The following is a 12,553-nucleotide window of genomic DNA, read 5'->3' on the forward strand; positions in this document are numbered from 1 at the left end:
ATGTGTGAGACCGTCTTCTCGTCGATCAAGCGCACGCACGGCGACGCCGTGCGTGCGCGAACGTGGTACCGTGAATTTCGTGAACTCGTTTTGAAATGTGTCGTTCATAACATCAAGCGTGCCGCAACATAGCCAAATCAACCGCAGTATGGCGATTCACCAGAGCCGTCTGCTTGTTTGGCCTGTGTAAACTCCGCTGCTATCGAGATCTTTGCGCCGGTTGAGACGATCGTACAGCCGAAGCCGTAGTAGTACTCTTCCACTGTTGGATCGTAGTTCTACGGGGCAGCGTCGTTGTACTGGATCGCCTCGATGTGCGTCGAATCGATGGAGTACGTCGAGTCGAACGGGCCGCGGGCCGCGGCCTGCTCGACGAGTCTCTCGAAGATATCGTCGATGACGTGTTCGAGGTCGGTGAGAAAGCGGTCAATCGTGTCTCTGGATGGAAGTTTGTCGAGTCGCAGTAGTACAGACGAGGCCGTTCTGGAGCTCTCGTGCAACCGGACGTGTGCCGTAGATGTCCTTGTAGTAGCAGTGCAGAAAGCCGCGAAAGAGGTCTGGTGGCCGGTGAACTCATGTTCGCCCCCTCAAGCGGGGGCGAACACGTCGTACTCCAGCAGAAACTCGAACTCAAGGTGCTCGAACAGCGATATGGTCTCGGTAGCCGCGACATTCAAGAAGTCGTCTACCGAAGCTACGTCTTGCAGGGTTGCGCTTGTGTTGGACACATTTCGCGCACCCTGCTGCTTCGTACGTGACGCATCCTATGACACGCTCGTATCCAACTCAACGACACAGATTCGGACGGGAACTTCGAGGGCAACCATCACCTTCGAAGATGCTGGGGGCGCAGCGATTAATCCCAACTTTCATGCAAAGGTGAACGGTGAGCCTGTATGATAGAAAGAACCCACCAACGCACAGACAGATTTATTTGTAGTCACTTAGAAACCAATCTTTGATGGACAGAGTGACAAAAGGGAACCTCATTCTTGCATTCTTTGCGGTCTTCATTGGCGTAGTCGGTGTTCGATTGCAGGAATTTATTTTAATAACTCTCGCCCTACTGGTTTCTGCGTTCCTCGTCATACAACGTTCTAAAAGCGGTGTTTTTCCGGCGACAATCACTCTCTTGTTTCTGTTTCCCGAAGCATCATTCGGAAATTTGTACGGCTTCGACACTCATAGCCCGGTTATCATCGCCAGAGAAGTGTTGAATAACGGATGGCCCGTCTCTGGGATCGAGCTCTCGTGGGGGTATGTCGGTACACCTCTAATGCACATTCATACCGCTGTCGCGTCTGTTTTGCTGAATCTGCCGATCGTCCCAACTTCTGGTTCGAAACTACTTATTTCTGCGTTCTTACCAATCATCTATGCTGCTTCCACATTCTTGTTCATATTTGTTCTCGCGCGGAGATACACCTCTACAAAAGTTGCATCAATAGTTCCAGTTCTTTGTTGGGTTGCATTTTACACGTGGAAAGTTCCATTCTCAAGGCAGGCACTGGGTATTTTCTTTTTCGTAGCATCGGTTCTCTGCGTTCATCGCTTACTTGATTCGCCAAACCGTCGTAATATTGTTCTCTTTTCATTAGTAACGACTAGCCTCATTCTGACACACCACCTTTCATCAGCTATCTTTGGAGTTTATCTCGGGATTGTGGTGTTGAGTGGATTCATCACTTCCCGCCCAGACATTTCAGCACGATTCAGAGTTCCGACAATATTGTACGTACTAATATTCATTCTCTGGTTCGTTCTATCAGGGTTCCAGGACGAATTTGTCCTGATTGGCGCCTCTGTTCTCAGGGGCATGACTGTGTCCACATCAAGCATCTTCCCCGCTTGGCTCACCCAGCATGGGATAAGCTATTCACAGACATTCAGTATAAAAAAGATATACGCTATCTGGGCCTATCAAATTGTTCTCGCGACCCCCATTCTTGCTATTGCACTACTGCAGTTTCGTAAGAGAGAACTCAACCCCCGTACGACGATAGCACTACTATTTGGTGGGGTCATTGCATCTCTTTCAGTCATCGCGTCGCTCACGCCCACATTAGACGTACCTCGACTCATGACATTCTTCGTTGTTGCTGCTGGCTGGTATGCGATTAGTGCGTGGGGCGATGTTGGCGATATCGTGAATTACATCTCAGCGAAGCAGGTCGTTACTGTCGCAGTGGTCTCCTGTATCGTTTTAGGAGCAGTCATGATACCGCTGTTTGAAGTCTCCTCAAGCCAGCCAAACTACTATGATGGTCAGAAAGACGAGAAATTAGGTGACGACGCTCTGAAGATGACGTCATGGGTCGGATCCTTTGTCTCCGAACCAATTTACGGAGATGCACTTGTGCAAGAGATTGTTATCCCGTTTACTCAACAACCAGTAGAATCTGGATTCGAGAACTTGGTTCAAGAACAGCCAGAAGGCACGGTCGTCTTAGCTGAGCGCAACAATTATGTGTACTTTGGTCACTACGAAGGTAGCACCGTGATTATTGATTCATCCCCGGTGATGAATAAAACACACACAATGTCGAAGCCTTATACTAATGGAGGCTATGATATTTATCAAAATACAACTCCTAACTGATTTTAAATAAATAATGTCGCATATCGTAGGAGACCGGATGCGGTTTTACCTGACAACACTCTTGATCGGTGGAGCCATCGCGTTAGTGGAGCATCTCCAAATCGTCCCAGAGTTTGCCGGAATTGTCTCAGTCTTGTTCGTAACCTTTGTGCAGCGATCTATGATTTGGGCTAAAATAAAAACATCTCATCGCCGAGTTAAAACTGTAGTATAAACTTTAATTAACCCATATCGTGCATAATTCCTGGTCTGAGAAGTATGTATGATTTAGATTATCTTGATTCGTATACTGTTGTGACTGAATCTGGGACAAAAGGTACTGTTGCTTGGGGGGGTCCGATTCCAGCTGTGACTCCTCAACTTCGTAGGGGGAATGCAAACCGAGTTTATTCTAATGGAATGGATGCGTGGTACTACCGTAGCAACCGGACATGATGAAGTTGGATGTACGCTAAGATTGGCCCTGTTGACTGATTTTTTGCTTGTCTCCACAAGATTCAGACCTTTGTCAGCATATTTGAACAATAGGGAAAGGAGTCTGTATCTGAACTTTATTGATACCTAATGCAACCACGGGCAAAACAGTAATTAGGATTCATAGAAACATATGCTGCATGACGAATATCGCCCTCGTTGTCTTAGATACACTTCGGAAAGATCGGTTTGATGACTACTTTGGTTGGTTACCTGGACTCAGATTCGAACAGGCATATTCCGCGGCGAATTGGACTGTTCCCTCACACGCAGCTATGTTTACTGGGTACTACCCTAGCGAAGTTGGAGTTCATGCTAAGCACACCACATTTGATTATCCAGGCCCAACTCTCGCTGAAACACTCTCTGAAGCGGGTTACAGAACCAGAGGATTTTCGGCAAATATGCACATTACTGGGCCTCTCGATTTTGACCGAGGGTTTGACGAACTCACTACACCCGGCGCGATAAGGCACCTTGATAGTGAATCTATCTTCGATTGGCAAGAGTTCGGCGAACGTAACGATTCACAGGGGGTGCAAAAATACATTGACGGTCTCCGGGAATGTATCTCATCAGATGTTAGTACTATCCGTTCGCTCATCGCTGGCGTTCGATTCCAGTTGTCGAATGACGATCCAAAATCTGGAACTGAGTATGGTGGTGCCATCGAAGCTACCGAGAAAATTAATGAAATGTCGTTCGGTGATGACGAGTTCCTGTTCCTGAATCTCATGGAGGCCCATGAGCCTTATTCTGTTCCCGATGAATACCAAACCGTTCCAGAACCGGGGTTAACGAATGCGGTCGGAGATATTCTGTATGGTGACGACGACAATACAGGTGTTGAACAGGCCTATGACGATTGCGCACAGTATCTATCGGACCAATACGAAATCGTATTTGAGCTATTGACTAACGAATTTGACTATATCATTACGGTTTCTGATCATGGAGAGATGCTCGGAGAGCGAGGAATGTGGGGACATGAATATGGCGTGAGTCCCGAGTTAGTACACGTCCCTCTCGTCATCTCTGGGCCAGAGATTGAAGATGGTCAACGTCATGACCCCGTTAGTTTGGTTGATATTACAGCTACGGTACAACAGTTGGCAGGCGTTCCATCGTCAAGTGATCGGAGCAGACCCTTGTTAGACAGTGACCAGAGAAGGAGTTGTCTCAGTGAATACTGTGGACTCTCATCGTGGAGCGAACAGGCGCTCAATGAGAACGGGTACAGTAATCAAGTGGCAGAATATGATAAAAAGCTCCGAGGGGTCGCGATAGATTCAGGATACTTCCACGAAACTATGGGTGGATTGTCTGGTAGCGGCTCATCAGAAGCTGCACAAGCAGAACTCAACGAGCTGGTTGATAGTCTGAGTGAACGGAGCGTGAGTACCGATAATGGCGTCCCGGACGAACTCAAAGACCACCTAAAGGATCTCGGCTATGCGTGATTAGACTGTTTTCAGTCTACTATCGATCACTCTGATCTGATAACTCCTCAACTTTATTTTCCATCTGGTTGTAGAAGTGTTCCTCATCGAACTTCTTGGCCTGCTCAAAGCATTCCTCTCTCATATCCCTGAGTTCCTGCTTACTAGCTGACTCAATCTTGTGTCTGAACTCATCTTTGTCTAGTGGTAGCAGCCAGCCTGTTTTCGTATCAACGACGGTCTCCTTGTATCCCCCCTCGTTAACGGCTATTACTGGCTTGCCTGACGCCATCGCTTCGACGGGTGTTAGTCCAAAGTCCTCATCCTTTGCAACTGTAACTAATCCCTTGCACATAGAGTAAAGATTCTTTAATTCATCCCATTGAACACTCCGTAGTAATTCGACATTCTCGTTTGCCATCTGCTTGTACTTTTCATAATATTCTTCTCTGTCGGGGGATCCAACGATTTTAATATTCTCTCCCGTTTTATTGAAAGTATCAATTAAGAATTCAATTCTTTTTCCAGGCCCTAATCTGCTAACATTTAGCCAAAAATCGCCTACTTCTTCAAAGTGGAATTGGCTTGTTTCTACTGGAGGGTAAATGACTTCTGGTTGAATACCATAGTACTTCAGACACCGCTGTTGAATATTTTTGCTATTGCAGGTAATGGTGTCGATCTGATCAATGTCTCCTTGATCTAGCGGTCTCATCATCGAGGTGAATATCTTGAATGCTGCTGCTTTCGGGAGGGATCGCTGTTTAAGCCAGTTGTATCTGAATTCATTTGCGTCGTATAGATGACGTTCCGGCGAGTGACAGTAGTATATCGTCGGAGTGTCTGCTGCTCTGGCAATACTCTTTGACCAATCTTTGTTTATAATTATCACGTCATATTCATCAAACTGACCGGTGTATGCTCTGAGGAGATTCTTAAACCAGATTTTCGACTCTCTAGCCCCAAATGGGTAATTCTCCACACTCCCAAGGCTTATAAATTCTATATCACTGAACTCTGATGAGTCCGGTGGGTCAAACGTTGCTATCGGTGCATCGAAATGACGGGAGGTCTTGATTGCATCCCACTCTGCACCACCGATACTAAAAAAGAAATCATGCAGCACTAAAACACGAGGTTCGTTATTCATTGATGTCACAGTGTTATGATTTACAAATACACCAACCTGCATAATAATATTCATCCAGCCATCTCTTCCCAATTCTTTATGTCATGTTTTTAGTCCGCAAATACTATTACTTAACACCTGAACAAATCAACTGACGGTAAGAACTATGTTCAATAAAGACTCCGCTGACTCTCTCAGTAAATTTGTCAGGGACCTTGGGTGGTATTCAATTGCTGGACTAATTCCCTCTGTTCTCGGAGTTATCGCGCTTACGGTATTCACACGAATATTTGACCCAACGGCTTATGGCCGCTATGCCTTAGCGATGGTATTTGTTTCCGTTTTATCGACTGGGTTATTTGATTGGGTGCGTCAAGCTGTTCTTCGCTATAACTCAGATGAGGAGAATATCACTCCGACTATTCTCTCGTTGTTGTTCGGCGTTTCAGCACTTGTGGTTCTTCTCGGAGTGTTTGCATACTTTCTTCTCGATTCTGCTCTAGGGGTGTATCGCGTGTACTATTTCGCTGCCTTAGCTGCTGTCATCTCAATTGGCGGATTCAACGTTTGTACTGCTATATTTCAGGCCAAACTCCAATCAAGGGCCGTGATGAATTTTAAATTAATTAGGGGAGTGCTGAGGCATGGTCTCGGATTCTTAATCTCTGTTTATCTACTACAGAGTATTGTGGGATGGATTTGGGGTGCCTTTGTGGGTAGCTTTTTGGTATTCTTATTAATGGTATACGAACTAAATGTAAGCAAGCTTGATTTTGACCGCCCTGCTGTAATTAAACTAGTCAGATATGGCGTCCCAATGATGGGTTGGTTATTTGGGTTTACTCTCCTCACATTTGTAGACCGAATTTTAATCGAGGTCCTGCAAGATACCCAAGCAGTTGGTATTTACACAGCGAATTACACGCTAGTTCAAACTGGGTTACCTTTAGCACTCGTCCCAATTATTGAAACAGTCCACCCAATGATTATGGAACGGTGGAACGGGAATAACACTGATGAGATTGCTGAAATGATATCCAAGTACAGTCGGTATTTTCTCCTCATTGGGATGCCTGCGATGGTATTTGCTGGGATTATCAGTCGCCCCCTAAGTTATATCGCCCTTGATTCTGGGTATCATGCTGGGTTTATTGTCATCCCAATAATTGGTGTCGCATTATTTCTCTGGAATTTCTCAATGATTGGGCACAAAGGGTTAGAAGTCCAAGACAACACCAAGATGATGACTATCGGGGTTACAATCGCTGTCCTTGTGAACCTTGGTTTGAACTATCTGCTAATCCCGGTATTGGGATACATTGGTGCAGCGGCAGCCACTTTGGCAAGTTCTAGTGCATATGTCGTGTTTGCGTATGCAACTTCATTCCGCACAGTTCGTTGGTCGATCCCGATTCATTCAGTACTCCGAATCGGATTTTGTAGTCTCGTGATGGTTGTTGTTGGATATGGTGGCTATCTACTTCCAGAATCCCCCGTCTTAGGGCCGATCATCAGTGCTATACTCAGCGGAGGCGTCTATCTAATTCTAATTGTATTATCTGGAGAACTAGACCCTAGCGAGATTAATCAAATTCGATCAATTCTGTAACCCGAACACCCGTTCGGCAAAGAGAATTAAAATAGACGCTTAAGCGTTCACCGAACCCAACAGGAACGACCCGAACACCATCTGCAGGCCAACGACCACAGCCACGGTGGCCACAACGTCGGCAACCGCGATCGGCAGCGCACTGAACCCACTGGTCACCCACGTCACTGCAAGGTAGCCACCGTAGGCCAACCCACCGAGGAACACGAGCGAGCCGATCGTCGCCCCTCGCTCGAGCGAAATCCGCTTCGTAAACCAGGTCGTAAACGGGTCAGAAGCCCCACGAACCGGGTCAGACGACACCGTCGAGAAGGCTCCGAACAGCATCAGTTGAAACCCAGCGAGCGTCAGCAGGCCACCACCAATCCCGGTGTGAATGCCGAACTGCGCACCACCGATCTCCAGACCACTCCACGCCAGCACCAGCGCCAGCACACCAACCACAGACAGGCCGAAGCCGGGTGCCGAAAACAGGTAGCCGGGCGCATTGACCAACATAAACCGAACGTGTCGCCAGCCATCGGGGAAGCTCTCCAGATTGGCCTCACCCTCACGCGGGTGATACGTAATCGGCTTCTCCTCGATCTCGAGGTCCTTCGCGCCGGCCTCCATAATCATCTCGCTGGCGAACTCCATGCCCGTCGACGAACACTCCATGGTCTCCCAGGCGTCTCGAGTAAAGACACGCATCCCACTATGCGCGTCACTCACGCCAGCGCCGTAAAACACGTTCAGGAATTTCGTCAACAATGGATTGCCGACGTGTTCGTGCAGCGGCGGCATCGACCCAGGCAAGATTTCACCCTCCAGCCGCGAGCCCATGGCCATATCCGCATCACCGGACCGAACCATATTCAACAGCTTGGGAAGCTCCTTGAAGTCGTAGGTGCAGTCGGCGTCGCCCATGGCGATGTACTGGCCGCGGACGCGCTCGAAGGCGTACAGGTAGGCGTAGCCGTAGCCCTTGCCGTCGGGTTCGATGACGACCGCACCATTCTCTGCCGCAATCTCGGGCGTGCGGTCGTCCGAGCTGTCGGCGACGACGACCTCGCCGTAAATCTGCATGTCCTCGAGGGCGGCTTTGACCCACTCGATACACTGGGCGATACCACCTTCTTCGTTGAGGGTGGGCATCACGACCGAAAGCGTGGGCGTGATCTCGCTGTCTGCGGACAACAGCAACTCATCACCGCTTAGTCTGACGTCCGATACTGACGTACCGCTCTTGCCGTCACCCAGCTGTTTCGCATGCTGAGTGTCGTTGTGTGCGCTTGACGTTCCCATAGAGATTGACCACCTGTTTGTGAGCGCCGCCGAATCACTGTGCAGTGTTCGGTGCACTCCACGAACGGCTTCTATTGTGTTGACTCGGAGAGCCTCGTAAAGAGTTTATCGTCTGAGCACTCTGTGTAGACAGAATATAATATTGAGAATATATATGCGAAAACAATTTCGATGAATGAGTTTATGGGCGGGACGCGCCTGTATCGGCGTGTGTATCCCCTTGGCCACCTCGCATTCGGCTATCTCTCCGTCGTGGCCCTCGCTCGCGTGCGTGACTGGGAGTTCCGCTACCCCCACGGCCTGACGCTCGCCCTCCTCGCGGTCGGGACGCAACTGCCGGACATTATCGACAAGCCGCTGGCCTACGCGGGCGTGCTCCCCAACGGCCGGTCGCTCGCGCATTCACTCCTCATCGTCGTCCCCGTCGTGTTCCTGGGCGTCCGGTATCTCTCGCGTCGAGGCTACGGCACCGAAGCACGCGTCCTCGCGGTCGCAATCGGGTCGCACCTCCTCGGTGATTCGTATCTCCTTGTCGTCCGCCAGGAGTGGCGCGAACTCGGCTTTCTGTTGTGGCCCGTCGTCCCAGCCCTCCAGTACCCGAGCGACGACATCGCCCCGTGGGTCCGGATTCTCAACGCGGGGTTCGACAGCCCACAGATGCAGTTCCAGTATCTGTTGTTCGCCGGTGCCGTAGCCATCTGGCTCGTGAGCGTCTATCGACGACGCCGGCGACCGGCGGCGTGACACTCCAAAGATATAACGTACATATGTTTGTTTCACAAGTCGACGTCGAGAACGGTTAGAATACCAACTATTTTGTTCCGTGCTAACATACGCCAGTATTGGGGGTAGGAACGAGTTGTCAGCTCGGCACCCAACATCGAACGACGACTGCGCATCTGAGTGACCACCACAGCGGTCGGTGAGTCACCGACTCGGGACGCTTGCAGGGGATTGGTTCCCGCAGTCTCCGCTGAGAGAGTGGCGTGCGTGCCGTCGAAGACCACTCCCTGGTCGGCGTCGATCTCATACGAACACGGGTTAGTGCAATCCCAATCGATATACTCGTGGTTCCGGTAGTCAAGGCTAGGAGCACGCACGTACGACACACGCTCCCAGCCACCCTATGATCGACGAGTCAACGACGATTGGCCGTTGCCCGGACTGCGAGACGGAACTCCACGAGTATCACGTGTTAATCGAGTTCGAGACGGAAGACGACGAGACTGGCGTGTTCGCGGACTGTCCTGAGTGTGATGACGTCGTTCGGTTGAATCGGTGACGTTCACCTGCGTGGTTGGACGACGTCTCCGAGCCGTGTCTGCGACTGCGCGCTACGGCACGGTGAATTCTCTCTGGGGTATTAGTGCGCTCCCGAAAAAAGCGAAGGACTGTTTAGCCGTTGTACGTCCAGCTCTGCAGGGTTGCAGAGTTGGAGCCGGATTCGGAGGTCCAGACAATGCGGATAGTGTTGCCCGAGGAGACTGAGAGGCCGTCGGTGGGGTTGTCAAACGTCGTCGAGTCGCCTGCGTTGACGTTGTCGTCAGAACCGGTATCAGCAGCTGGCCACGCTGCGTCGAGGCCACCGCCAATGACTTTCAGGCGAGCGGGGTCGATGGCGTCACCGCTTTCGTGGGTGATGATGAGTTCAGGCGTCGCATCATCGTAGTCGAAACTGAAACTCGCCTGCGGGGCAGTGTCGCCGATTTGGTCGCCGAGGCCGAGAACGAACGTCCCGATGACGGCCGCGAGGATGACGGTAATCGCGACCATCAGAATCACGCCGATAACGGGCGAAACAGCGGAGTCGTCGTTGAAGAGGTTGGTAAGTTGCATTGTATATTTCCTGTGCCCGAACAGATGGCTGTCGACGAGTAGTCGACGCGTGTCGCACGCAACGAACAGATGAATCACCTGTTGGGTACACACGACCTCTGTGAAGGCTTACAACCAAACATATGTTGGGCATGCTAATAAAGATAGATTGAGTGACTATCTCATAGCACGGAACAATCACAAACACAGACAATTCGAGAGGAGACCCACCGAACCAACCCAGCAGAACCGGTCTCACGAGCCGCCATTGTTACGTTCGTCCTGAATGTCCCGAACCACGATAGTTATCTCTGAGCAACACGTTCAGGCTCTCATGCCGCTTGCGACGGAGCCAGCAGTCGCGCGGACGTACGTAACGCCGGTCGACGACGCGTGGGCGTACGTTCTGCAGTATCGCGAGACGATGGACTACGTCGCGGCCACCCCCGACAGGGGGTCGACCGCAGTCAGTACCACCCTCGACCTCCCACGGAGTCGCGTCCGCGAGTGGATGGATGGAAGCGTCCCGGACGTGGTCCGCGGGCTGAACACGGCCATCGAACGCGGTTGGTTCCCCGAGTCACTCCGCCAGCCGGCCGCCCGCGCGCTCAACCGACTCGTCGCCGCGGTGTTCGCGACGGGGAGCATCGCCCTCGAGAACTACCGGCCGTCGTTCGTCGTCGACGACGCGACCCGCGACGTGGTCGCTGACGCGCTCGCAACGCTCGGCGCGGGCCACCGAACGGTACACACTGACGACGACCGACGCGCGACCGAACTCGTCCCGCGACGCGACGCCGCGGTGTTGGGTCGCGTGCTCGCCGCGGCCGGTGCGCCGGTCGGGCCAAAGACCGGCCATGAGACGCTCAGGCTCCCCACGTATCTCGATGACGCGCCGCTGTCGATTCAAGTCGATTTCGTCGAACTCTATGTCGACAGTCGGGGGACCGAACTCGACGGGAAGGCGACGACCCCGCTGCTCGAACAGCGCAACGAGGCGTTTCGGCGCGACCTCGCAGCGCTCGTCTCGCAAGTCACAGACGAACCCGTCTCGGTCGGCACCAACGGCGTGTATCTGTCGGCGACGGCCGCGCGTCGACTCGGCGTGCGGTGAGTCCGCTGGCCGAACACAGACTGTGGTGTCGACTATCCAGATTGAAATCTATTCTTGTTGAGTGACTAAATTGACTCAGCTGAGGTCAGGTGAGTATCCGAAACTTCAGTAGCAGAATAAATTTCGCAGTAAATACGGAAGTATGACAGATTATACCGCAACTGGTAGAGATATCTCCCAGTATTTGGAGGTGAGAAATCGACGATTCTCGATCAAAGATGTGTCGTGTGACGTATTATATCTAAATCATTACACAGACCATACATAGTTTAATTCGAACTGTCGACCCGGGTGAGTGCGTCTGGATGACGCTCCCCTGGAGTTTCTATGCACACGATAATATTATCGGCTGCATACTGATCGACCGCGAACACGAACTGGACTGGGTGGCGTCCCAGTTCACGCGAGTGACCGCTATCGAGTCGATTCGTCTGGTGTGATGGCACTGTTCGAGACCGAACGGGAAGCGTCGCTGTCTCGGGTGGCGCATCGCTCGACGACTGGTATCGCAGGGAGTTGAGAACGGCGTCAATCGACGGTGTTAGTCCGACTGGTCGGTCACGCCGTCGCACGCACAGAGTTGCAGCGCATTCCGAAGGTGGAAGTCCTTCTCGACGGGATCGTCTGTTTCGAGCGCTTTGTGCAGATGGACTTTCGTCTGCTCGACGAACGACGACGGTTCACTCATCGCCCCAAGTACGAAGTTCACCAGCAGGCGTTCGGAGGCCACGCACGGTCCGGTCCACGAGAGGTTCGGATTGTTGCAACATACCACTCATGTTTCCTAGCTAACCTTATTCTCAAAAGTGTTTCTAGACGGTTTCTGTCCCTGTGGCCGTGTTTCAGTGGGTTTCGATGCGAATATCGATAGCTAGGTCCACAAACAGTCAATCGACACCCCACTCACCACTCGGCGAGTCGGCCGTCGTCGTGGTGCCAGACGGGATTGTACCAGTTGACCTCGCCGCGAGAGCGCTCGCGGACGTACGCCTCGTCCACGTCGATACCCAGTCCCGGGTCGGTCGGCCGTTTGACGAAACCGTCGGCGAAGTGGAACTGGTGGGGGACGGCGGACACGTCGACCGCGAGC

The 12,553-nt window shown here is 51.5% G+C and carries 11 protein-coding genes and 2 pseudogenes; 7 read left to right on the forward strand and 6 right to left on the reverse strand.

Annotated elements, in window-relative coordinates; translation table 11 throughout:
* Positions 1-132 (forward strand): annotated as a pseudogene (locus C457_RS15410) (IS5/IS1182 family transposase); the annotation flags it as partial.
* 35 nt (positions 133-167) lie between these two features.
* Here C457_RS15410 and C457_RS15415 read toward each other — a convergent pair.
* Positions 168-728: pseudogene (locus C457_RS15415) on the reverse strand (IS5/IS1182 family transposase); the annotation flags it as partial.
* A gap of 233 nt (positions 729-961) precedes the next feature.
* Here C457_RS15415 and C457_RS20205 point away from each other — a divergent pair.
* Together C457_RS20205 and C457_RS19810 are read left to right on the forward strand one after the other, a co-directional pair.
* Positions 962-2,599: a hypothetical protein gene (locus tag C457_RS20205; RefSeq protein WP_152420034.1), complete on the forward strand. Its 1,638-nt coding sequence runs from the start codon at positions 962-964 to the stop codon at positions 2,597-2,599.
* Positions 2,600-3,213: 614 nt separating this feature from the next.
* Positions 3,214-4,533, forward strand: coding sequence for a sulfatase-like hydrolase/transferase (locus C457_RS19810; protein ID WP_008096078.1), 1,320 nt, complete (start codon positions 3,214-3,216; stop codon positions 4,531-4,533).
* A gap of 19 nt (positions 4,534-4,552) precedes the next feature.
* Here the strand turns inward: C457_RS19810 and C457_RS19815 are convergent, their stop codons facing one another.
* The gene (locus C457_RS19815) at positions 4,553-5,662 is read right to left on the reverse strand and encodes a glycosyltransferase (protein WP_161611451.1); all 1,110 of its coding nucleotides are present in this window, start codon (positions 5,660-5,662) and stop codon (positions 4,553-4,555) included.
* A 145-nt stretch (positions 5,663-5,807) separates the two neighbouring features.
* Between C457_RS19815 and C457_RS19820 the strand changes: the two genes are divergently transcribed.
* Positions 5,808-7,250, forward strand: a complete 1,443-nt coding sequence (locus tag C457_RS19820; protein WP_008096082.1) for an oligosaccharide flippase family protein — start codon at positions 5,808-5,810, stop codon at positions 7,248-7,250.
* A 39-nt stretch (positions 7,251-7,289) separates the two neighbouring features.
* Here the strand turns inward: C457_RS19820 and C457_RS15425 are convergent, their stop codons facing one another.
* On the reverse strand, positions 7,290-8,534 hold the full coding sequence (locus C457_RS15425) for a glycosyltransferase family 2 protein (RefSeq protein WP_008096083.1): 1,245 nt from the start codon (positions 8,532-8,534) through the stop codon (positions 7,290-7,292).
* Between the two features lie 210 nt (positions 8,535-8,744).
* Between C457_RS15425 and C457_RS15430 the strand changes: the two genes are divergently transcribed.
* Together C457_RS15430 and C457_RS21250 are read left to right on the forward strand one after the other, a co-directional pair.
* Positions 8,745-9,278 (forward strand): metal-dependent hydrolase, encoded by a 534-nt coding sequence (locus C457_RS15430; protein WP_049913645.1) that lies wholly within the window; start codon positions 8,745-8,747, stop codon positions 9,276-9,278.
* A 382-nt stretch (positions 9,279-9,660) separates the two neighbouring features.
* Positions 9,661-9,816, forward strand: coding sequence for a DUF7837 family putative zinc-binding protein (locus tag C457_RS21250; RefSeq protein ID WP_008096085.1), 156 nt, complete (start codon positions 9,661-9,663; stop codon positions 9,814-9,816).
* Between the two features lie 113 nt (positions 9,817-9,929).
* Here C457_RS21250 and C457_RS15435 read toward each other — a convergent pair whose 3' ends face one another.
* On the reverse strand, positions 9,930-10,370 hold the full coding sequence (locus tag C457_RS15435; RefSeq protein ID WP_008096086.1) for a type IV pilin: 441 nt from the start codon (positions 10,368-10,370) through the stop codon (positions 9,930-9,932).
* A gap of 313 nt (positions 10,371-10,683) precedes the next feature.
* On the opposite strand from C457_RS15435, the gene C457_RS15440 reads away from it, so the two are divergent.
* Positions 10,684-11,463: a hypothetical protein gene (locus C457_RS15440; protein ID WP_008096087.1), complete on the forward strand. Its 780-nt coding sequence runs from the start codon at positions 10,684-10,686 to the stop codon at positions 11,461-11,463.
* A 541-nt stretch (positions 11,464-12,004) separates the two neighbouring features.
* On the opposite strand, the gene C457_RS20450 is transcribed toward C457_RS15440, so the two are convergent.
* Both C457_RS20450 and C457_RS15445 read right to left on the reverse strand, forming a co-directional pair.
* Positions 12,005-12,238, reverse strand: a complete 234-nt coding sequence (locus C457_RS20450) for a hypothetical protein (protein ID WP_147302754.1) — start codon at positions 12,236-12,238, stop codon at positions 12,005-12,007.
* A 128-nt stretch (positions 12,239-12,366) separates the two neighbouring features.
* Complete coding sequence (locus tag C457_RS15445; protein ID WP_008096089.1) at positions 12,367-12,540, reverse strand: hypothetical protein; 174 nt, start codon at positions 12,538-12,540, stop codon at positions 12,367-12,369.
* Positions 12,541-12,553: the final 13 nt, after the last annotated feature.

Origin of the sequence: Haloferax prahovense DSM 18310 (genome assembly GCF_000336815.1) — an archaeon.
In the GTDB taxonomy this organism is placed as follows: Archaea; Halobacteriota; Halobacteria; order Halobacteriales; family Haloferacaceae; genus Haloferax; species Haloferax prahovense.

What these genes read in the sequence shown, in the direction of transcription:
- C457_RS15425 (WP_008096083.1), bottom strand. Translation starts at nt 8,534, where the DNA reads ATGGGAACGTCAAGCGCACACAACGACACTCAGCATGCGAAACAGCTG.
- C457_RS15440 (WP_008096087.1), top strand. Translation starts at nt 10,684, where the DNA reads ATGCCGCTTGCGACGGAGCCAGCAGTCGCGCGGACGTACGTAACGCCG.
- C457_RS15435 (WP_008096086.1), bottom strand. Translation starts at nt 10,370, where the DNA reads ATGCAACTTACCAACCTCTTCAACGACGACTCCGCTGTTTCGCCCGTT.
- C457_RS20205 (WP_152420034.1), top strand. Translation starts at nt 962, where the DNA reads ATGGACAGAGTGACAAAAGGGAACCTCATTCTTGCATTCTTTGCGGTC.
- C457_RS19815 (WP_161611451.1), bottom strand. Translation starts at nt 5,662, where the DNA reads ATGAATAACGAACCTCGTGTTTTAGTGCTGCATGATTTCTTTTTTAGT.
- C457_RS19820 (WP_008096082.1), top strand. Translation starts at nt 5,808, where the DNA reads ATGTTCAATAAAGACTCCGCTGACTCTCTCAGTAAATTTGTCAGGGAC.
- C457_RS21250 (WP_008096085.1), top strand. Translation starts at nt 9,661, where the DNA reads ATGATCGACGAGTCAACGACGATTGGCCGTTGCCCGGACTGCGAGACG.
- C457_RS19810 (WP_008096078.1), top strand. Translation starts at nt 3,214, where the DNA reads ATGACGAATATCGCCCTCGTTGTCTTAGATACACTTCGGAAAGATCGG.